The organism is Collinsella aerofaciens (genome assembly GCF_015560135.1).
In the GTDB taxonomy this organism is placed as follows: domain Bacteria; phylum Actinomycetota; class Coriobacteriia; order Coriobacteriales; family Coriobacteriaceae; genus Collinsella; species Collinsella aerofaciens_AN.
Genome location: NZ_JADMRH010000005.1, coordinates 79,455 through 99,556 on the forward strand (window position 1 = coordinate 79,455; position 20,102 = coordinate 99,556).

The 20,102-nt window shown below is 58.8% G+C and carries 18 protein-coding genes; 2 read left to right on the top strand and 16 right to left on the bottom strand.

Features of this window, described 5'->3' with window-relative positions; translation table 11 throughout:
* Nucleotides 1-84 precede the first annotated feature (84 nt).
* The 11 genes from I2H19_RS03715 to ileS all read right to left on the bottom strand — a co-directional run bounded on the left by I2H19_RS03715 (nucleotide 85) and on the right by ileS (nucleotide 12,700).
* Nucleotides 85-1,494 (bottom strand): AI-2E family transporter, encoded by a 1,410-nt coding sequence (locus I2H19_RS03715; RefSeq protein ID WP_195621327.1) that lies wholly within the window; start codon nucleotides 1,492-1,494, stop codon nucleotides 85-87.
* Nucleotides 1,491-2,282, bottom strand: coding sequence for an RNA polymerase sigma factor SigF (locus tag I2H19_RS03720; RefSeq protein ID WP_022094589.1), 792 nt, complete (start codon nucleotides 2,280-2,282; stop codon nucleotides 1,491-1,493). The genes I2H19_RS03715 and I2H19_RS03720 overlap by 4 nt, the downstream gene beginning before the upstream one ends.
* 1 nt (nucleotide 2,283) lies before the next feature.
* Complete coding sequence (locus I2H19_RS03725) at nucleotides 2,284-2,661, bottom strand: hypothetical protein (protein WP_022094590.1); 378 nt, start codon at nucleotides 2,659-2,661, stop codon at nucleotides 2,284-2,286.
* Nucleotides 2,654-3,241: a hypothetical protein gene (locus I2H19_RS03730; RefSeq protein ID WP_195621328.1), complete on the bottom strand. Its 588-nt coding sequence runs from the start codon at nucleotides 3,239-3,241 to the stop codon at nucleotides 2,654-2,656. Before I2H19_RS03730 ends, I2H19_RS03725 begins: the two co-directional genes overlap by 8 nt.
* A gap of 100 nt (nucleotides 3,242-3,341) precedes the next feature.
* Nucleotides 3,342-4,691, bottom strand: coding sequence for a replication-associated recombination protein A (locus I2H19_RS03735; protein ID WP_195621329.1), 1,350 nt, complete (start codon nucleotides 4,689-4,691; stop codon nucleotides 3,342-3,344).
* 60 nt (nucleotides 4,692-4,751) lie between these two features.
* A complete protein-coding gene (locus I2H19_RS03740) occupies nucleotides 4,752-5,999 on the bottom strand; it encodes a deoxyguanosinetriphosphate triphosphohydrolase family protein (protein ID WP_195621330.1) in 1,248 nt (415 codons plus the stop codon).
* 31 nt (nucleotides 6,000-6,030) lie between these two features.
* Nucleotides 6,031-6,453 (bottom strand): prepilin peptidase, encoded by a 423-nt coding sequence (locus I2H19_RS03745; RefSeq protein WP_195621331.1) that lies wholly within the window; start codon nucleotides 6,451-6,453, stop codon nucleotides 6,031-6,033.
* An 81-nt stretch (nucleotides 6,454-6,534) separates the two neighbouring features.
* Nucleotides 6,535-7,830 (bottom strand): glycosyltransferase family 2 protein, encoded by a 1,296-nt coding sequence (locus tag I2H19_RS03750; protein ID WP_195621332.1) that lies wholly within the window; start codon nucleotides 7,828-7,830, stop codon nucleotides 6,535-6,537.
* Nucleotides 7,831-7,912: 82 nt separating this feature from the next.
* Nucleotides 7,913-8,926, bottom strand: a complete 1,014-nt coding sequence (locus tag I2H19_RS03755; RefSeq protein WP_195621333.1) for an RluA family pseudouridine synthase — start codon at nucleotides 8,924-8,926, stop codon at nucleotides 7,913-7,915.
* Entirely contained in the window at nucleotides 8,926-9,453 is a 528-nt protein-coding gene (gene lspA / locus I2H19_RS03760) for a signal peptidase II (RefSeq protein WP_324252733.1), read from the bottom strand. Before lspA ends, I2H19_RS03755 begins: the two co-directional genes overlap by 1 nt.
* 469 nt (nucleotides 9,454-9,922) lie before the next feature.
* Entirely contained in the window at nucleotides 9,923-12,700 is a 2,778-nt protein-coding gene (gene ileS, locus I2H19_RS03765; protein ID WP_229089767.1) for an isoleucine--tRNA ligase, read from the bottom strand.
* 510 nt (nucleotides 12,701-13,210) lie between these two features.
* On the opposite strand from ileS, the gene I2H19_RS03770 reads away from it, so the two are divergent.
* The gene (locus tag I2H19_RS03770) at nucleotides 13,211-14,293 is read left to right on the top strand and encodes an iron-containing alcohol dehydrogenase family protein (protein ID WP_195621336.1); all 1,083 of its coding nucleotides are present in this window, start codon (nucleotides 13,211-13,213) and stop codon (nucleotides 14,291-14,293) included.
* 48 nt (nucleotides 14,294-14,341) lie between these two features.
* On the opposite strand, the gene I2H19_RS03775 is transcribed toward I2H19_RS03770, so the two are convergent.
* Nucleotides 14,342-14,797 (bottom strand): 2-thiouracil desulfurase family protein, encoded by a 456-nt coding sequence (locus I2H19_RS03775; RefSeq protein ID WP_195621338.1) that lies wholly within the window; start codon nucleotides 14,795-14,797, stop codon nucleotides 14,342-14,344.
* 81 nt (nucleotides 14,798-14,878) lie between these two features.
* Entirely contained in the window at nucleotides 14,879-16,768 is a 1,890-nt protein-coding gene (ftsH, locus tag I2H19_RS03780) for an ATP-dependent zinc metalloprotease FtsH (protein ID WP_195621388.1), read from the bottom strand.
* 145 nt (nucleotides 16,769-16,913) lie between these two features.
* Here ftsH and I2H19_RS03785 point away from each other — a divergent pair, with 145 nt between their 5' ends.
* The gene (locus tag I2H19_RS03785; RefSeq protein ID WP_229089764.1) at nucleotides 16,914-17,057 is read left to right on the top strand and encodes a cob(I)yrinic acid a,c-diamide adenosyltransferase; all 144 of its coding nucleotides are present in this window, start codon (nucleotides 16,914-16,916) and stop codon (nucleotides 17,055-17,057) included.
* A 22-nt stretch (nucleotides 17,058-17,079) separates the two neighbouring features.
* On the opposite strand, the gene I2H19_RS03790 is transcribed toward I2H19_RS03785, so the two are convergent.
* From I2H19_RS03790 to I2H19_RS03800, 3 genes are all read right to left on the bottom strand, one after another.
* Nucleotides 17,080-18,429: an MATE family efflux transporter gene (locus I2H19_RS03790; RefSeq protein WP_195621339.1), complete on the bottom strand. Its 1,350-nt coding sequence runs from the start codon at nucleotides 18,427-18,429 to the stop codon at nucleotides 17,080-17,082.
* 125 nt (nucleotides 18,430-18,554) lie between these two features.
* Nucleotides 18,555-19,469, bottom strand: a complete 915-nt coding sequence (locus I2H19_RS03795) for a TrmH family RNA methyltransferase (RefSeq protein ID WP_195621341.1) — start codon at nucleotides 19,467-19,469, stop codon at nucleotides 18,555-18,557.
* Nucleotides 19,470-19,578: 109 nt separating this feature from the next.
* Nucleotides 19,579-20,097 carry a dihydrofolate reductase gene (locus I2H19_RS03800; RefSeq protein WP_138341192.1) on the bottom strand — a complete coding sequence of 173 codons (519 nt, stop codon included), beginning with the start codon at nucleotides 20,095-20,097 and terminating at the stop codon, nucleotides 19,579-19,581.
* Between the last annotated feature and the right edge of the window lie 5 nt (nucleotides 20,098-20,102).

The window sequence follows — 20,102 nt, forward strand, 5'->3', positions numbered from 1 at the left end:
ATGCAAAAAAGAGGGCCGGCACAATGCCGGCCCTTCAGCGAAATTGCATGTTAGCGCGTATGAATATTAATCCGAATTACCCCGCTAGTTGTCATCATCGTCCATGGAGCCGTCGATGCCGGTTTTGGTATCGTCGTCCGAGTTGGAGTCATCGTCCTTGGCAAAGGGGTTCTTGAAGAAGCCCGTGGCATCGGGCTGCAGACCAGAGAGCTTAATCCAGGGATTATCGAGCTCGGGCTTGGGCATGGCCTTGGCCTCGGGCGCAGTCTCGTTGCCGATGAGCTCGGACTCGTAGATGAAGGTGTCGTCGCCGAGCGCGTCGTAGGCGGCGACCGGGTTGCCATCGGCATCGCGGTACGGCGTGCCCTTAAACACGGCGCCGTCATAGGCCACAAGCTGTCGGCCGGTCTCATTCTCGAAGTAGTACACGAAGATACCCTTGAGGGCCGCACAAAGCGGGATGGCAATAATCATGCCGATGGGGCCCATGAGTGCTGAGCCAATAACGAGCGCCGTGAGGCTCATGATGGGATGCACCTGCACCGAGCTCTGCATGACCTTAGGCGAAATCACATTATCGGTGACGTTTTGCGCGACCATCGTCACGATGAGCGTCCATAACGCCAACATAGGGCTGAACATGAAACCGAGCACTGTGGCGATTGCTGCGCTCACCCAGGGACCGACGACCGGAACCAAATGCATGATGCCGGTAAAGATAGCCATGAGCGCCGCATACGGATGCCCGATGATCATAAAACCGATAAAGGCGAGGAAACCACCGCAGATAGACGTCACGACCATACCGCGCATGTAGCCGCCGACAGAGCGAGAAAGGATGGCGACCATAAAGCGGTACGAGGTCTCCTTCTCCTGACCGATGATGGTGCAAATCTCGTGGTGCATGCGAGGGTAGTCGCAGGCCATCCAGTACGCAAGCACCAGACCAAGGAAGATCACGAACAACTGCGAGGCCGTATTGGTGATGAGCGGGAACACACCGCGGCCAAGCTCGGCAGCGATCTGAGACACATACTTCGATGCCACGGTGACCAGCGACGAAAGATTATCGTCCAAATACTCCTTGAGCGGCGTGTTGTTAAGCGTCTTGGCATTCGAGATCATCTCGTTGAGGTCGCCACCCGCAACACGAAGCTGCTCGGGCAGGCGGCTCAGGACTTCCATGATCTGACCAAAGAGAATCGGCGACAAGATGCAAACGACACCGACGAGCACGGCAACAACAACAATAAGCGCGATAAGCGAACCGATGCCGCGATTCACGCCATGGTGCTCGAGCCAGTTGGTGATCGGGGACATCACAAAGGCAATGATGGAACCAACAGCGAGAAACTCGATAACCGGCGCCAGGATGCCCATAAGGTTAAAGATGACAGCGGCGATGACAATGCAGCCGACAACAGCCCAAATGCGAAGCGTCAGAATGCGGGTGTCGCGCAGCACGCGATCGGTTTGTTGGGGGCGCTCACTCATGAACGAATCATCACTCCGTCGGGGTCGATCTTGTCCTGAATCTTCTTAAGCGTGCGGCGCAGCAGGCGCGAAACCTGCACCTGAGAAATACCCAGCTTCTTGGCGATCTCGATCTGGGTCATGCCCTTTACAAAGCGCAGCTCGATCACCTCGCGCTCGCGCGGCGAGAAATCGCGGATGGCTTCCTCGATCACCAGGCGGTCATCGGTAAAGTCGAGCTCGTTGTCATCGTCGGCGTAACGGTCGAGAATCGAGGGCGCATCGTCGGAATCGGACGCACCAGGAGCCTCGATGGGCACCGAGGTATAGGCCGAAGACGATTCCATAGCCTCGAGGACCTCATCGACAGTCACATCTAGATACTCAGCGATCTCCTCAACCTTGGGCGAACGCTGCAGCTCGTTGGTAAGTTTGTCAGTAGCCTGGTTGACCTTGGCCGAGAGCTCCTGCAGACGACGCGGTACGCGCACGCTCCAGCCCTTGTCGCGGAAATGGCGTTTGATCTCGCCCAGGATAGTGGGTGTCGCAAACGTCGTGAACTCGAGTCCGCGCTCGGGGTCAAAGCGGTCGATAGCCTTGAGCAAACCCAGATAGCCGACCTGCATGAGGTCGTCGAGCGGCTCGCCGCGATTCTTAAATTTGTTGGCAAGAAACCTTACCAGGTTCATATGGGACATGACGAGCTGTTCGCGGGCGTCCGGATCACCGGTCTCCTTGTAGCGACGAAACAGCTCGCGGGTTTTCTCCTTGTCCCAAGCGGTCTTGCCGCTCCGGGAACGTTCGGTCATATTAAATATCCGCCTTGAGGTCGAGGGAAAGCGTCAGGGGCGCCGCAGTCTTTTCGTAGGAGTCGCACACGCTCGCCAAAATAAGCTCGGCATAAACAGCAGCCTGGTCATCCTCGTCGACGGTGGCCTGATCGCCAAAGGTAAAGGTCATGCCAACGTGAGATTCATCGACATCGAATTTGATTGAGATGTCGTCGGAATCAACAGCCGTGCAGCCAAAGATAAAGGCTTCCTCGGCAGCCATGCGGATGTCCTCGATGCGATCGACAGACATGGAACACAGGGCGCCAACGTTGGCTGCCGTCATGCGCACAAGGCGAGCGAGACGCGGGTCGCCGGCAACGGTCAGCGTGATGGGGCAGGTTGCTTCGCTACTCATCGCAGGACTCCTCAGAGGTCTCGGCGGGCGTATAGGTGTAATACTGAGCCGGCTTGGATACAGACTTCTGACAATCATCGTCGCCCGCGGCGGCCTCGTCCTCGCCAATTAGGACGCGCTCGGTAGGCTGCTCGGCCTCCGCAGCGGCAGCGGCGAGCTTGCGATCGGCGTCGGCTGCAGGAGCCTTCACCTTATTGAAGAGCTTCTGCACAGCACCGGCGGCAGAGTCGGTCACGCTCGACACAGCATTGCTGGCCTCGGCCATGCTGCCCGTAACCTCGGAAATGTCGCGAACCACGGCTTCGACCTCTACGAGATTGGAGGTAAGGGCATCAACTGCCGTCTTGCTCGACTTAAGCAGCGGCTCCATCTGGGCAAGCGCCGGCGTAAGCTCATCGACAGCGCCATCGAGCTTTGCCACCACAGGCTGAGCCTCGGCGATGGTGTTGTTGAGGTCGTTCACGGTCTTATCGAGCGAGTCGACAACATTGCGGGTCTTGCGCAGGGTAAGCGCGAGCTCAGCGATGGCCCACACGCCGGCAACGGCGAGCAGCAGCAGGGCGATTTGAATGGGACTCATACAAGCCTCCCGGAAGAATCGAAATACAGACGCTTTTCATGGTACCCCAAAGGGGACCGAACATGCCAAGAGCAGCAACGTGGGACAAAATTATCAGCAGCTACCTCGGTGCATTCCCGCTGCGGTCGCGTTCGCTTTGCTCTACGCGCCACTCTTCCCAGCCGCGCCCGGCAGGCTGCCAAAATGCACCGCGTTCCAAGCCTTCGGGCAAATAGCGCTGATCGACCCAGCCTTCGGGATAATCATGTGGATACTTATACACACCGTATTCATCGCTGCCCGGGCGATGGCGATCGCGCAGATAACTCGGCACCTCGCGAAGCCCACTAGAATGGATATCGGCCAGTGCCGCATCGATCGAAGCCTCACACGCGTTGGATTTTGGCGCCAAGCACACATAGAGTGCAGCCTGAGCCAGGTTAATGCGGCACTCGGGATAGCCAATGACCTCGGCAGACTTAAACGCGGCATGCGCCACCAAAAGCGCCTGCGGGTCGGCGTTGCCAACATCCTCAGAAGCGTGAATCATAATGCGGCGAGCGATAAACTTAGGATCCTCCCCAGCATCGATCATGCGCGCGAGCCAATAGATCGTGGCATCGGGGTCACTACCGCGCATGGACTTGATGAACGCACTGATGATGTCGTAGTGCATGTCGCCGTTTTTGTCATACGTAAAGCCGCGACGCGGGTTGGCAATCTTCACGTCATCCACGGTGATGGGATGGCGCTCCCCAGCCGCAGGCGCTGGCGTTCCCTCGGTATCGGGACGCGTGACGGCAATCTCGCTCGCAAGCTCGAGCGTCGTGAGCGCCGAGCGAGCGTCACCCGCTGCCAGCGTGCAAATGGTCTTGACCGTATCCTCATCGGCCGAGAACTTTCCGTTCAAGCCCTGTGGTGCCTCGAGCGCACGCTCAATAAGCGTGGCGATATCCTCATCCTTCAGATGTTCAAGCTCCACCACGCGCCCGCGCGACAACAGTGCCGAGTTGACCTCAAAGTACGGGTTCTCTGTCGTAGCGCCAATCATAATGACGGTACGGTTCTCAACTGCATTCAGCAGGGCATCCTGCTGCGACTTAGAGAAGCGGTGAATCTCATCGATGAATAGAATGGTGCGGCGATCGTACGTATTCAGGCGCGTCTTGGCCTCATCAATCACGCGACGCAGGTCCTTCACGTTACCCGTGACGGCGCTGACCTCGACAAACTCGCTCTTGGTATGGTTGGCGATAATGTGGGCCAGCGTCGTCTTGCCCGTACCGGCAGGCCCGCACAGAATCACGCTCGAAAGCACGTCGTGCTCGATTGCGGCACGCAGCCATGAACCCTTACCGACGGCCTTTTGCTGGCCCACGTACTCGTCGAGCGAATTGGGTCGCATGCGCACCGCGAGCGGCGCATTTTTAAAGGAACGCTCGCGCGTCGAGGCAGAAAAAAGGTCGTCCATAGCCATCCCGTGCATCAATCAAAAACGTTTTCCACTAACAGTATACCGAATTAATACGAACTACCGTTCGTTAATATAGGTACGGTGCGGAAACTCCAGGCCAGGGAATAACTTGCTCGTCAGCTCGCAGAAATAGCCGTCCGTCATGCTCGCGATATAATCCACCACGGCTTGATCCTTGTCGTCCTGCCAGGCATAGGTGCGATCGTAGTAGGAAAGCTGCTGCTCAATGCGCGAAATATGGTGCTTAAAGATGTAAGAGGACTCGTCGCCACTGTTTAGATCCCGCAGGCAACGGTCGTAGAGCTTTACGAACGCCTCGCGCAGCTCCGCCTCGGAATCGCCTTCGATACCGCCCTTGCTATAGATCTTCTCGTAGTTCTCGCGCTTGGCTCGGCGAATTTCCTCAAACAGGTCCTCGCTCATCTCGATGCGCGGCTTACCATAGCTGTGCTCAACGATATCGATGGAGGCATGCGTGAGGATCCAACTGTTGTAGGCACCGCCCCGGCCATCATCAAAAACGTCGGGCGAAAGCAGGCCCGCCGCGATCGCATCCTGACGGTCACGACCAACGTAGGCAAGAATATCCGAGATGCGAACGACGCAGCCCTCGAGCGTCATGGGACGCAGATGCTCAATTGCGCTATAGCCCGTGGCAATGCAATCCTCAACCGTCTGGTCAAACTGGTCAAAAGAGCCCATGTCCGAGAGCTCAAACACACGCTGCTCGTACTCGCCGTTATGGCATAGCACGCCGTCGAGCGTCTGGAGCGACACGTTGCGGCCATACAACGCGTCGAGCACGCGGACCGACTGCACGTTATGGAAAAAATAACGCCCCGTACGCTCATGATAGATATCGTTGAGGAAGCGCTCGCCGGCATGGCCGAAAGGCGTGTGTCCCAAGTCGTGACCCAGGCCAATCGCCTCGATCAGATCGCAATTGAGCCCCAGGGCGCGACCGATATCGCGCGCAATGCGGGAGACGAGCTGCACGTGCAAACCGCGGCGTGACAGATCGTCATTGCTACGGAAGCTAAAGACCTGCGTTTTGCCTGCATAACGGGTGTACGCCGGAAGATGAAGTATCTTTTCGGTATCGCGCATAAACGCCGGACGCATAAGCGTGCCTTTGTCGGCGGCGCGATCAATACGACGAATGACCTGATCGTCGTTGCAACGATACGGGTTGACATAGCCCGAAGCACGATCGGCGGCAATACGCTCGACAAGTTCGGGCGACAACGCCGAGGGAATACGGTCCATGCGCGCCTTAATGACGGCCGTTTCTTGATTAGATGCCATGGCATGCTCCTTAAGAAGGATGCGCAATCGGTTAAAATGTGCAACCCACGACCTCGATTATGGCAAAAATCGGCACTAAAAACGGGAGCAATGGCAGGGAGCGCGATTTTGTGAAGAGACAGGAGAGGGCCAGGGCCAGGAGTGCGACGGCAAATGCCACGATGCCACCCATAGGGTCGAGCGTGCAAAGCGCGAAGAGCGCCTTGGCATCCCCCATGCCGATGCCCGGGGCGTGGCGAAGGCGTCGCCAGAGCGACTCAGTGAGCACAAGGGCAAGGTAGACGATGACCGCAAGACCGGCGTGGTCAAGCGCTGTGTTCAAACCGAGGTCGAGCCAAACGCCCGCCAACGCCGTCACGGCACATGCGCCGGCAAGCCCATTGGGAAACCGTCGCTCTCGGGCATCAATAGCCACGCCGGCAAAGATGCAAATCCAAAACGGGATATAGACCATCGGACTCCTCCTCGAGCTGCATCGCAAAAGCAAAAACCACCACAAAGGTGCCTGTCCCCTTTGCGGTGGTTTTGGTGGTGGTTATTTGGCGCCTTGCATGACCTCGTCAAGGGTAACGTTGACGGCGTGCTGCGTCGGCACCCAGTCGACCTTCAGGAACAGCGCGGCCACCGTGATGGGGATATAGCTGAACATAAAGATCGGGAAGGTAAACAGGTTAGTCACCAGACGCCACTTTTGCGCGCAGTGAATGTGCTTGTACTCAAAGATAGTCGTGAGCAGCGCCAGGATAAAGAAGGTCTGATACATCATGGCGAAGGTCATAATGAGCGAAGCGGCGCACGCCTGCATCTCGACTTCGGTAGCCAAGAAACCATGCGAAAGGCCACCCACGATCAGGAACGTCGCATTGGCGAGCATCGAGATCAGCGATAGCAGCATACCCGGGGCGATCGTCATGAACATGTCGTAGGCGGCAAAGCGATGATAGCGGAACGTCGACTTGACCAGATGCTTACCGTAGGTAAAGAACACCTGGTAAAAGCCCTTGGTCCAGCGCATACGCTGCTTCCAGGATGCCTTGAACGTCACGGGTTGCTCGTCAAAGAACTCCGCCGGCGCATAGCCAATGCGAATACCGTGAATAGCGCAGAACGTAGTGAACTGAATGTCCTCGGTCAGCGTGTGGAACTGCCAACCGTGCATGCCCTCGATAACGCTGGCGGAGATAAGGTAACCCGAACCCGAAACAGCGCAAGAAGTCTTGCAGATATTACGCGCGTTGTTGAGGAAGCGCGCCTCGCGTAGATACCACGTGGCATTAGCAGCCGAGATCCACGAGCTGCCGAAGTTCTTGGAATTGCGATAGCTCGTGACCACATGGAAGCCCTGGTCAAAGGCATCATTCATCTTGGAAACGTAATCGCGGGAGATAACGTTATCGGCATCGAAGATAAAGTAGCCCTCAAACGTGTCAGGATACTCGTTGAGAATGCGGTCGAAGCCAAAGTCCATGACCCAGCTCTTGCCCTTGCGGGCCAGGTCATTGCGCTCGTAAACAATGGCACCGGCCTCGCGCGCGAGCTGCGCCGTGTTGTCGGTGCAGGCATCGGCGACCACGAAAACCTCGATGAGCTCGGACGGATAATCCTGGTCCTTGATGGAGCGAACGAGGTTGGCGATCACGGCCTCCTCATTATGCGCCGCGATAAAAAAGGCATAGCGATGGAGATTTTTGGCCCTGGGAGGCGCAACCTCGCCACGAAGAGCGCCAATGACAAAGAAGACCACCTGGTACAGAAAGCAGACCGTGAGCAGCGTGACGACAATCTGGTTGAAGATCACGATGGGTGTGTTGGTTTGTAAAAAGGCGAGCATGCAGGCTCCCAGCAACGCGTAACGTAAACAATCGTATATCTTACCGCAGGCTTACCGAGTTCAAGAAACCACCTAATACTGGCTAGGCTTCGAGAAGACCGAGCTGCGGAACGATTTCATCTCCAACGGCCGTGCGACCGAGCGAGCGCGGAGCCAGATCGTCGAGAACCGCAGCGAGATCCCACGGCAACTCGTCGCGGCACTCAATGCGCTCCCCCGTCACGGGATGGTCGAACGCCACGCGCCAGGAATGAAGGAACTGCCTGGTCAGGCCCTGGTCGGCGCGCGCATCGCACTTGCCGTAGAGTGGATCGCCCACGCAGGCGTGGTTGATATGACGCATATGCACGCGAATCTGGTGCGTGCGACCGGTAAACAGATGGCACTCAACGAGCGTATAACCATCGTCAAAGCGCGTGGAATCAAAGCGCTCGAGGACTTTAAAAGTCGTAATGGCCTGACGGGCAAAGGGGTCGTCCGAAACCGCCATCTTGACGCGGTCGCGCGTAGAACGGGCGATACCGGTATTGATGGTGCCCTCGTCCATGGCGATGTGCCCGTGGACAAGCGTGATATAGCGGCGGTCGAGCGTACGCGTGCGAATGAGATTTTGAAGCGCGCGCTGGGTGTCGTCGTCTTTTGCCGCGAGCATAAGGCCCGAGGTATCGCGATCCAGTCGATGCACGATGCCGGGGCGGTCCTCACCCTGCACGGTACCAAGATGATCGATACCGCAGTGGTAGACCAAGGCGTTCGCAAGCGTGCCGCTCTCGTGGCCGTGGGCGGGATGGCACACCAGCCCGCGCTGCTTGGAGAGCACAATGAGATAGTCGTCCTCATAGCGAATGTCGAGCGGGATGGCCTCGGGAATCACATCGGTGGGATCGTGCGGCTCGGGCAGGTCGACCGAGATGCGGTCACCGGCGCGTACAGCATACTTTTTTGACAGACAGGTCTCGCCGTTCACGATTACGGCGCCGCCCTCGATCAGATGCGCGCAGGCAGAGCGCGTGGGGCAGCCGTCGTTGGCACCCAGAAAGGCGTCGAGACGCTGGCCAGAGCAATCGTCGGCAACAAGAATATGGATGTCGGCCATTAACGCTCATTCCTTTCGCGAATCTTGCGGGCACGCTCCCCACGCTGCTTGGCTTTGCGCTTAGCGCGGGCCTCATCACGGGCATTGAGCTCAGCAGTCGCATCGACCTCGCGAGCGGCGGGACTCAAGAACATGTAACCGATAAGCGCCAGCACAACACCGACCGTAATGCCGATATCGGCCACATTGAAGACGGGAAAGTCGATGAAGGTGGTGGCAATAAAATCGGTCACGAAGCCAAAGGCCAAACGATCGATAGCGTTGCCGATAGCACCGCCCGCAACCATCGCCATGCCCACAACCTCAAGATGGGCGAGCTGGGGTGCACGAACGAGGTACACGGCAATAGCGACAATGACCGCCAGCGCCAGCACGGCAAACGCGATGCCATGCCCCTCGCCCATGCTAAAGGCAGCGCCGATATTGCGGACAAACAGGAAGTCGATCACGCCGGGGATGACGGTCACATGCAGTGCATCGCCCACGGAACGACCCGCAAGCTTGGTCAACTGGTCAACAAGCAGCACAACCAGCGCCACCCCACCAGCAACACCCAACCGCCAACGCAAAGGCGGCGTCATATCCCCAGCACGACCCAAAGAAATCCCCTACCCTCAGAACAATCGAATTCCGTTTAACGCACTTAACCATCTTATATTGTCACACGCAGGGCGCACGACATATCCACCAACGCTAGCGAAATAATCAGCATAAAACGAAAGCGACATTCCGAAAAACAGAATGCCGCTTGAATATGACACAGGTAGTCGTTGGGGACGTTCTTGTTTGACTAGTCGTTTAAGAACGTCCCCAACGACTAGGTCCATAGAAACGCCGCATTACCGTCGCCAACAGCGAAAACATCCCTAAGCGAGCAAGGTGACGTGAAAGAGGAGGGAAGCGTACTTTGGTACGCGACCGACGATTGAACGTCAGATTGCCGCTTAGGGGCGTTTGCAGCGTCGGTAGGTTACGGCGTTCTACGAACGCCGTAACCTACAGCGCATCAGCGCAGCGCTTACAGATATGAGCGTGGCCGTTGTACTCGCCAACGGTGGTGCGGTAGTTCCAGCAACGGTCGCAGCACTCGCCCTCGGCAGCATCAATGCAGACGGAAAGCTCTTCGCCCTGGGTCAGCTCAACATCGGAGACGATGTAGAACTCGGCCAGGTCGACCGCTTTGTCACCAGTCAGCAGCGCGTACATCTCGGCGGGAACGACCGCCTTGACGCGAACCTGCTGGCTCTTGGTGAAGGTGCCGGCAGAACGGGCATCCTCAAGGGCCTTGGTCACGGCGCTACGGAGCTCAAGAGAAGCCTCGAGCACGCCCTCGAACTCATTGGCCTCGTCGACCGTGATGGGCGACTTGTACCAATCGAGCAGCGCGGCGTACTTCTGGTGATCGACGCAGCCAGCGGGCGCATATGCCATGGCCTCGTCAACCGTGTAGGACAGGATCGGCTGCAGGTCGCGCATGAGCATCGAGAAGAGCTCGGCCAGCACGGTCTGGGCGCTGCGGCGCTCGAGCGAGCCGGGCTTGTCGCAGTACAGACGGTCCTTCAGGGCGTCGAGGTACACGTTGGAGAGCTCGGTAACCACGAAGTCGTAGAGCGCACGGTAGGCGCGCGGGAACTCGTAGCTGGCGTAGGCGTCGTCGACCTCGGCCTGGACCTGAGTCAGGCGGGCAACCATGAGCTTGTCGAGCGGCAGCAGGTCGGCAAAGGCGACGCCGTCGGTCTCGGGCTCAAACTGACCCTCGAGCTCGGAGAGCAGGAAGCGCAGCGTGTTGCGGAAACGACGGTAGGCATCGGACGTACGAGCGAGAATCTCATGGTCGATGGAGACGTCGGAGCTGGTGTCGACGGAGGCAACCCAGAGACGGATGATGTCAGCGCCCATCTCGTCGCAGACCTTGTTGGGGTCGATGACGTTGCCGAGCGACTTGGACATCTTGCGGCCCTGGCCATCGAGCGTGAAGCCCTGCGAGACGACCGCCTTGTACGGAGCATGGCCGTTGGCACCCACCGAGGTGAGCAGCGAGCTCTGGAACCAACCGCGATGCTGGTCGGAGCCCTCGAGGTACACATCCGCCGGGTACTCAAGCTCGGGGCGGTACTCGCAGACGGCCTTCCAAGACACACCGGAGTCCCACCACACGTCGAGAATGTCCTTATCAGCCTTGAGGTGATGGCCGCTGCACTTGGGGCAGACGCAGGCCTCGCCCAGGTAGCTCTCGGGAGCATCGGTGAACCAGGCGTCGGAGCCCTTCTCGTGGAAGAGCTTGATGACAGCGTCGAGCGTGGCGTCGTTCATGACCTTCTCGCCGCAGTCGGCGCAGGTGTAGCTCGGGATAGGCACGCCCCAGTTGCGCTGACGGCTGATGCACCAGTCGGGACGCTGCTCGACCATGGCGCCGATGCGGTTGGCCGCGTGGGCCGGATACCACTTGACGTTCTCGCGGACCTCCTTGCCAGCCTGCTCGCGCAAGCCGGTCTTGTCCATCGAGACAAACCACTGGTCGGTAGCACGGAAGAGCACCGGGTGCTTGCAGCGCCAGCAGTGCGGATAGCTGTGCGTGATCTTTTTCTCGAGGACCAGGGTACCGCGCTCGCGCAGGAACTCGATGATGTGCGGGTTGGCCTCGTCGGTATCCATTCCGCTGAAGGGGCCACCGGTACCAAACTCCTCGCCGGTGTAGAACTTGCCGTCGTCATCGACCGGCATGCAGATGTCGGTGATGCCCTCCTTGAGGCAGGCAAAGTAGTCGTCGACGCCGTGGCCGGGCGAGTTGTGGACGATACCGGTACCGTCATCGACACCGACGTAATCGGCCAGCAGCGCCACGCCCTCGACACCGTCAAAGATCGGCTGCTTGTAGTGGATATGATGGAAGGTCTCGGCGGGAACCACGTAGGGCTTACCGTCGACCATGACCGGGGTGTACTCCCAGCCAAACTCCTCGCAGCACTTGGGAGCCAGGTCCTCGAGCATGACCTCGGCGCGGCCGTCGTGCTCAACGGCGACGTAGGCGGCGCCGGGCTTGAGGGAAACTGCCTGGTCGGAGGGGATGGTCCACGGCGTGGTCGTCCAGATGATGAAGTCAACCGGGCCGTCGAAGTTCTCGAGGCCGGCGGGCTTGGAGGTCATCTCGAAGCGCACGAAAATGGACGGGCTCGTCTCGTCGGAGTACTCAATCTCGGCCTCGGCGAGTGCGGTGTGGCAGTGCTTGCACCAGTGGACGGGCTTATGACCGCGATAGATCATGCCCTTGTCGAACATGGCCTTGAAGACCTCAATGTCGGCGGCGTCATGCTGGTGATAGAGCGTCAGATACGGGTTGTCCCAGTCGCCAAGCACGCCAAGGCGACGGAAGCCAGCCTTCTGGAGCTCGATGTTCTCGACAGCGAACTTGTTGCAAAGCTCGCGGATCTTAGCCGTGGAGGTCTGGTTGAACTTCTCGGTGCCGAGCTTCTCCTCGACCTTATGTTCGATCGGCTGACCGTGGCAGTCCCAACCGGGAACATAGGGAACCTCATAGCCCTGCATCATCCAGTAACGGTTGATCATGTCCTTGGAGATCTTGTTCATGGCGTGGCCGATGTGGATAGGGCCGTTGGCGTACGGAGGGCCGTCGTGCAGCACGAACTTCTTGTGACCCTCGTTCTTCTTTAGAACTTGCTCGTAGACCTTGTTGTCCTGCCAGTCCTTGAGTCGCTTTGGCTCGGACTTGGAAAGACCGGCACGCATGGGAAATCCGGTTTTGGGCAGATTCATCGTCTGCTTGTACTCGTTTGCCACGGTACCCCTTTCTTGTCATGGGCGCGCACGCCCTCTGGGCACCAAAAAAGCGCCCGTCCCTACAAGCTGGGACGAAGCGCCACAAAACGGACAGTCTGTCCGTAAAAGCTCTTCGCTTAACCACCCAGCTTAGATGCCCTCGCTCGCGTCGCCGCGCGCTCGCATCCGTTACTCGGCTGGTCTGTATCGACGACCATCTCGGCGATGTCTACTAAGACGAACCTGCGCGGCACGTCCGTTGGGACCGCAGCTCCGGGGTGATTTTCATCGGTCGCATGCACGGGTTCTCAGCGCTCCCCGCTCTCTGTAGCATGCGGACGGCCGACTACTCGTCCCCATCAACGCTTATGCGGAGTATGCTAGCACGTTCAGCGCCGGCGAAAAACCCTCAACACTGGTTTTATACGTTCGAAATTTCTCGCGGCTGTGGACCTTCTCTTGGAGCAAAATACCTGAAAGCACTTTATCGAACGAAAGAAGGTTGCTATGCGCACGATTGGAATGAGCGACTACACCGTTGGCGAGGATTGTTTTACCGAGTTGCCCGCCGCGCTGGCAGAGTACGGAGCGACCAAGGTCGCCATCATCGGCGGCAAGCGAGCCCTGGCTGCGGCGCTGCCGGGCATCGAGGCTGCGCTGGCAGGCACCGACGTCGAGATTCTGGAGACGCGCGTCTACGGCACCAACAGCACGCGCGCCAATATCGCCAAGGTCATAAACTCCCCTGCCTGCCAGGAAGCTGACGTTCTCATCGCCTGTGGCGGCGGCAAGGCACTCGACACCGTCAAGACGGCAGCCATCGAGCTCAAGAAGATCGTCTTCACCGTCCCGACGATCTGTTCCAACTGCTCGGCCGCGACCGCCATTGCCGTCGTGTACAACGACGACGGCTCGCTCGAGGGATATTCGTACCCCAACCGACCTGCGCATATCTTCATCAACCCCAAGATTATCGCCGAAGCTCCGGCGGAGTACTTCTGGGCCGGCGTGGGCGATGCCCTGTCCAAGCAGCCCGAGGTCGAATACGCCACGAGCGCCGGTAATTTGGAGCATACCGCCGGTCTTGGCCTGGCACTCGCCCACACCTGCTCCGAGCCGCTGTTTACTTACGGCGTCCAGGGTCTTGAGGACGTGCGCCGGAATCTGTCGAGCGAGGCCGTCAAGCAGATCGCGCTCGACATCGTGGTCAACACGGGCTATGTCTCGAACCTGACCAACCAAAACGATTACTACTACAACTCGAGCGTGGCGCACGCGTTCTACAATGCGACGTGCAGCATTCCGCGCGAGGGAACCTATCTGCACGGTGAGGTCGTGAGCCTGGGCGTGCTCGTGCTGTTTGCCTATACGGGCGATACCGAGAGCCTTGAACGCTACGCCGCCTTTAACAAGCAGATGGGCCTGCCCGTAACGCTTGAGCAGGTCGGACTTTCCGAGGCCGACATCCCTGCCCTGTGCGAATACGCACACGCCACCAACGAGTGGAAGCAAGGCAACCCGGAGCCCTTCACCGACGAAAAGTTCGCCGCCGCCATCAAGGCCGCCAACGCCTACGGCCACACGCTCTAGGCCTAGCCCAAAACCACCACAAGGGAGCAGTGCCCTTGTGGTGGTTTTTTATTGCTCCAGCATGCTGGGGTCGAACTCGCTAGCTGGTATAACGCGATAGCCGTGACGCAGCAACAGATCAACGAAGACGCCGTTGCCCGCGGTGAGCGTACCGCTAAAGGTACCGTCGTAGATGCGACCCGCGCCGCACGAGGGACTGCGGTCCTGCAAGACGCACGCAGCAATCTCGGACGGGCCGCCCGCCTGCTCGCACATATCGAGCGCACGTTGAGCGCCCAGGCGAAACTCGCGATCGACCGAGGCACCCTCGCAGGTACGGACCTCGCCGTTCACAATCTCGGACGGCCTGCGCGGCGTGGGCAGGCCGCCAAAGACCTCAGGGCACACCAAGAGGACCTCGGTCCCCGTATGCTCGCAGGCCTCGACCAACTCGCGATGATAGTTGTCGAGCCCGTTATACTTGCAGCTCTCGCCCATCAAGCAGGCGCTCACCACGATCTTCATTTCCATCCCTCTCAAGCAAAACGCCCCATTTGAGAAAGCTGCTCAAATGGGGCGTCGGCGTTTACTGGCTCGGCCGCGGCTTTACTGCTGCTTGGGCATCAGCGGATTCTCGCGCGTGAGGAGGTTCATGAACTCCTCGCCCGTGATGGTCTCCTTCTTATACAGATAACGAGCCAGCTCGTGGAGCTTAAACTTGTTCTCCTTCAGAATCTGCAAAGCGCGGTCGTGCGCATCCTCGATCAGCTTGGCAACAATCGCGTCCACGCGCTCGGCCGTACCGGGGGCGCAGGTGAGCGACGTGTCCTGATTGAGATACGCGTTCTGCACGGTACCGAGCGCCATCATGCCAAACTCGTCGGACATACCAAAGCGCGTCACCATATTACGGGCGAGCTTGGTGGCCTGCTCGATGTCGTTGGCGGCGCCGGTCGTCATCTCTCCAAAGATGAGCTCCTCGGCTGCGCGGCCACCGCAATAGACAGCGAGCTTGTCCAAGACCTCTTGGCGCGTCGTCAGGAAGCGCTCGTCCTCCTCGACCTGCATGGTATAACCAAGAGCACCGCTCGTGCGCGGCACGATGGTGATCTTCGTGACCGGCGCAGAGCCCTTCTGGCGAGCGGCAACGATGGCATGGCCGATCTCGTGATAAGAAACGACCTGCTTCTCGTGGTCGGACAGCACCGTGGACTTACGCTGTTGGCCGGCAATGACGACCTCCACCGACTCCTCGAAGTCGTCCTGGGTTGCACGCTTGCGACCCTCGCGAACGGCGCGCAGGGCGCCCTCGTTGATGATATTGGCCAGGTCGGCGCCCGAGGCACCGGGCGTGGCGCGGGCAATCGCGGTCAGGTCGATCGGCGGCTCGGTCTTCACGCTCTTGGCATGCAGCTCGAGGATGTTCTTGCGGCCGGTCAGGTCGGGCAGCTCGACGGGGATGCGGCGGTCAAAACGACCGGGGCGCAGTAGAGCGGGATCGAGACTGTCGGGGCGGTTGGTTGCGGCAAGGACAACGATACCCTTATGGTTATCGAAGCCATCCATCTCGGTCAGCAACTGATTGAGCGTCTGCTCGCGCTCGTCGTTGCCGCTAAAGCCGCCGCCATCGCGCTTCTTACCGATGGTATCGATCTCATCGATAAAGACGATACACGGTGCCTTTTCCTTGGCCTGCTTAAACAGGTCACGAACCTTAGCAGCGCCGCGACCGACAAACATCTCAACGAACTCAGAGCCCGAAATGCTAAAGAACGGAACACCGGCCTCGCCGGCAACAGCCTTGGCAAGCAGGGTCTTACCGGTACCCGGAGGGCCAACAAGGAGAGCACCACGCGGCAGCTTGGCGCCGATCTCCTCGTAGCGCTGCGGCTTCTCCAGAAAGTCGACGACCTCCTTGAGAGACTCCTTGGCCTCTTCCTGACCGGCGACGTCCTTAAAGGTCACGCCCACGTCCTTGGAGGCGATCACGCGCGCGCCGGACTTACCCAGTCCGCCGCCAAAACCGCCGCCGCCAAAGTTCATCGACGGGCCGTCATCGCCCATAGCCTTCTTCATGCGGCGGTTGAGCCACCAACCGATGAGGAAGAAAATCGCCATGGGAAGAATGAGTGTGAGCAGGTAGTAGGTCATCAAACCCGAGTTTTTATCGGGAACGACCGACTCCAGCGAAGCGCCAGACTCAAGCACGCGATCGGTAAAGCCCGCGTCATTCGGCACACCGGTCGTCTTGTAGGCGATGTTCTCGTCCTCGCCCTTCTTGGTGTAATAAATCGAGTAATCGTCCGTGTTGTACTCGACCTTGTCGACGCTCTTCTTATCGAGCGCTTTGACAAACGTCGAGTAATCGGTCTTCGTAATCTGCTGCGTGTGACCGATGTTGGGGAACAGAACGGTCGAGAGCACGAGGTAGACGACGAAGGCGATGAGCACGTAGAGAATCATATTCCGTCTACGTTTGTTGTCATCCATCTCCATCTGCTTGAACTCCATCTACTGGGGTTGATAATGCTAACTAGAATACCCAACCCGGCCGGCGATAAACCGACGCCGGGCACGAAAGGACATAGATGGCATCACTGGAAGTCGGCAAGGTTCAAATCTATACGGGCAACTGATCGCGATGAAACCCGACACCACAGAGCTCATACTGACCGGCCGCGGCCTGCTGCCCCTCGCTGACCTCGCCGACCTGGTCACCGAAATGCGCCCCATCAAACACTACTTCGACGAAGGACTCCTAGCCCGCCAAGGCATCGAATACTAGCCATTGCGGACGTCCCCAATGGCTAGGCAGTGGCGCGGCCTAGCCAGTTGCCGCTGTGGTGGTAGATGGTGAACATGGTTGCGGTGATGAGCCAGGTTACGGGGTAGACCAGCAGTAGATGCTCAAGCGACGGATCGAAGGGCATGATTGCAAACACCCAGATCACCCTCAAGACAACGGTGCCAAAGATGGTGAGCATCATAGGCTGCAAGCTCACGCCGGCGCCGCGAATGGAGCCCGACGCGTTTTCGATAATCGAGAAGATCGCGTAAAACGGCGCGATGAAATGAAGAATCGTCGTGGTGTACGCCGAAATCGAAGCATCGTCGACAAACAGACGCGACAACGGACCCGAGAACACCAGCAGCACGGCAGACAGGCCACCAATGAGCATAAACGACAGCACGAGCGACGTATGGTAGCCCTTGCGCATGCGCTCGTAGTTGCGCGCGCCAAAGTTCTGCGCCGAGAACGTAGTGATCGATACGCCGAGCGCCTCGGTCACCATCCAGATAATGCCATCCAGGCGCCCAGATAGACCCCAAGCAGTCGTGACATCGGCGCCAAACGAATTAACCGACACCTGGATCAGCACGTTCGAGATCGAATAGGCAGCCGATTGAAAACCGAGTGGCAGACCACACGAGATCATACTCTTGCAAATACCGCGATCGATACCGAGCTTAGACAGCGAAAGACGCCATGCACCCGGAGCGCGCATCATGCGCAACACGATCATCGTTGCATTGGAGCAAATGGTCAGCGCCACTGCGATGCCGCAGCCCAGCGCCTCCATATGCAACACAGCGACAAAGATGATATCCAGCACCACGTTAACAAGGCAGCCAGAGGCAATGATCACGGCGGGCCCGCGCGTGTCGCCCACGGCACGCAGCAGTGCGGTTCCCATATTCAGCAGCAGCGCCGCAACCATCGCGGCAAAATAACAGCGAGCATAGGCCACACCCTCGGCCAATAGTTCATGCGGCGTGTTCATAAGCACCAGCATGGGCTCAACGAACACTATGCCAAGAATCGAGAAAGCGATACCGCCCACCAGCGCGAGCGTCATGGCCGTATGGACCGAACGGCTCAGACGCTCATCATCGTGCTGGCCAAAAAACTGACCCGTGATAACGGCACAACCAGCGCCAACGCCAACGCAAAAGCCAATGCAGAGCTCGGTGAGGACCATCGTGGCTTGAATGCCGCCCAGCGCGAGCTTGCCGCCAAACTGACCGACAATATAGGTACCGATAAGCGTGTAGGCCTGCTGAAAAAACGAACTAAAAAAGATGGGAACGCACAGCGAAAGCAGCTGCTGCCAAATAACACCCTGCGTTACATCGATAGCCGTAGATTTCTTAGCCACACGCCCTCCCCACACGCATACGTCAAACAACAAAACAGCAATTTAAAACCAAAGCCAAAACCAGCTTAGCACCGACTGGCGGCGACCGAAACACCCCGAATTAGAGCGCGGTGCGAAATATCTGCCTAGTGATACAAACCCGGCTGGTAGTGATACTCATTGCTCACGTGCGGGCACAGCTGCCAAAAGGCGACGGCGCTCGCCGCGGCCACGTTGAGCGAATCGACCCCGTGCGCCATCGGAATGCGCACGGCGCAGTCACAGCCCTCAATGGTCTTGGCTCCCAGGCCGGCACCCTCGGTACCCATAAAGATCGCCAGGCGATCAATCTCCTGCAGCACGGGATCGTCCAACGACACCGAATCATCCGTCAACGCCATGGCGGAACACGAAAAGCCGGCATCGTGCAGCGCCGCCAGCCCATCATGCGGCCATACGCGCGCCTCACTGCCAATACGCGTCCACGGCACCTGAAACACGGTGCCCATGCTCACGCGGGCCGAGCGACGATACAGCGGGTCACAGCACGTAGGACTCACCAAAATGCCATCGACGTTCAGCGCAGCCGCCGAGCGGAAAATCGCGCCGACGTTGGTGTGGTCGACAATGCCCTCGAGCACGCACACGCGCACCGGGCGCTCCCCCGCCGCCTCGACGACGCCGCCCAAGAACTCGGCTACCGGAAACTGACGCGGGCGACGGAACGCCGCGAGCGCACCGCGCGTCACGTTAAAGCCCGTCAGCTGCTCCATAAGCTCCATCGAGGCCACGAACACGGGAACCGGGCCCGCACCTTCGCGTACCGCCAGGCGCTCAAACAGCGGCAGCATCTGGTCGAGCCAGCGTTCGCCCAAAAGAAAGCTCACCGGCTCGTATCCGGCGCGCACTGCACGCTCGATGACCTTGGCACTCTCGGCGATAAAAATGCCCTTCTGCGGCTCCAGCACGCAGCGAAGCTCACGCTCGGTCAGTCGCACGTAGGCATCGAGCCGCTCGTCCTCGAGCGAATCGATTCGCAGCACCTCAACGGCATCAGTCATAGCAGCCTGCCCGCACCTTTCTTTACAGCAGATCTATACCAAACGAGGCGACGCTAAGCGCCGCCCCATGCATTCAAATAACCCGATGATACCGTTCACGCCAGACGATTTACGCCTCAACGCGACGATACGTCACGAACTCATAATCGAGACCCTCGTCACCCTCGCCCGCGGCAATCGTGGCAACACCGCCACGCCTCGCAATCTCCCACGCGGGATCGGCATCCAGATCGGGAAAGTACGTATCCACGTCATGCACGCAATGGTTATGCGTAACCTCGGCCTCGACGCAATACGGCAAGAACTGTCGATACACCTCGCCGCCGCCGATCACCCACGCAACGGGTTCATCGGCTACCGCGACGAGCGCTTCGTCAACGCCATGCACCACGTCGACGCCCTCGGCAGCAAAGCTCTCGTCGCGGGTGAGCACGATATTACGGCGATTCTTGAGAGGACGCCCGCCGGGAAAACTCAACAGCGTCTTGCGCCCCATAATGACCGGGCAACCCTTGGTGCATGCCACAAAATGACGCATGTCGGCACGGTTGGACACGACCATGTCGCCCTCGCACCCAATACCCCAGTCATCGCACACGGCGACAATGGCAGAAAGCTTACACGTCATGATCG

Excerpts from the sequence above, each read along its gene's own strand:
- I2H19_RS03715 (WP_195621327.1), bottom strand. The coding sequence starts at position 1,494 with ATGAGTGAGCGCCCCCAACAAACCGATCGCGTGCTGCGCGACACCCGC.
- I2H19_RS03720 (WP_022094589.1), bottom strand. The coding sequence starts at position 2,282 with ATGACCGAACGTTCCCGGAGCGGCAAGACCGCTTGGGACAAGGAGAAA.
- I2H19_RS03725 (WP_022094590.1), bottom strand. The coding sequence starts at position 2,661 with ATGAGTAGCGAAGCAACCTGCCCCATCACGCTGACCGTTGCCGGCGAC.
- I2H19_RS03730 (WP_195621328.1), bottom strand. The coding sequence starts at position 3,241 with ATGAGTCCCATTCAAATCGCCCTGCTGCTGCTCGCCGTTGCCGGCGTG.
- I2H19_RS03735 (WP_195621329.1), bottom strand. The coding sequence starts at position 4,691 with ATGGACGACCTTTTTTCTGCCTCGACGCGCGAGCGTTCCTTTAAAAAT.
- I2H19_RS03740 (WP_195621330.1), bottom strand. The coding sequence starts at position 5,999 with ATGGCATCTAATCAAGAAACGGCCGTCATTAAGGCGCGCATGGACCGT.
- I2H19_RS03745 (WP_195621331.1), bottom strand. The coding sequence starts at position 6,453 with ATGGTCTATATCCCGTTTTGGATTTGCATCTTTGCCGGCGTGGCTATT.
- I2H19_RS03750 (WP_195621332.1), bottom strand. The coding sequence starts at position 7,830 with ATGCTCGCCTTTTTACAAACCAACACACCCATCGTGATCTTCAACCAG.
- I2H19_RS03755 (WP_195621333.1), bottom strand. The coding sequence starts at position 8,926 with ATGGCCGACATCCATATTCTTGTTGCCGACGATTGCTCTGGCCAGCGT.
- ileS (WP_229089767.1), bottom strand. The coding sequence starts at position 12,700 with ATGAATCTGCCCAAAACCGGATTTCCCATGCGTGCCGGTCTTTCCAAG.
- I2H19_RS03770 (WP_195621336.1), top strand. The coding sequence starts at position 13,211 with ATGCGCACGATTGGAATGAGCGACTACACCGTTGGCGAGGATTGTTTT.
- I2H19_RS03775 (WP_195621338.1), bottom strand. The coding sequence starts at position 14,797 with ATGAAGATCGTGGTGAGCGCCTGCTTGATGGGCGAGAGCTGCAAGTAT.
- ftsH (WP_195621388.1), bottom strand. The coding sequence starts at position 16,768 with ATGGAGATGGATGACAACAAACGTAGACGGAATATGATTCTCTACGTG.
- I2H19_RS03785 (WP_229089764.1), top strand. The coding sequence starts at position 16,914 with ATGAAACCCGACACCACAGAGCTCATACTGACCGGCCGCGGCCTGCTG.
- I2H19_RS03795 (WP_195621341.1), bottom strand. The coding sequence starts at position 19,469 with ATGACTGATGCCGTTGAGGTGCTGCGAATCGATTCGCTCGAGGACGAG.
- I2H19_RS03800 (WP_138341192.1), bottom strand. The coding sequence starts at position 20,097 with ATGACGTGTAAGCTTTCTGCCATTGTCGCCGTGTGCGATGACTGGGGT.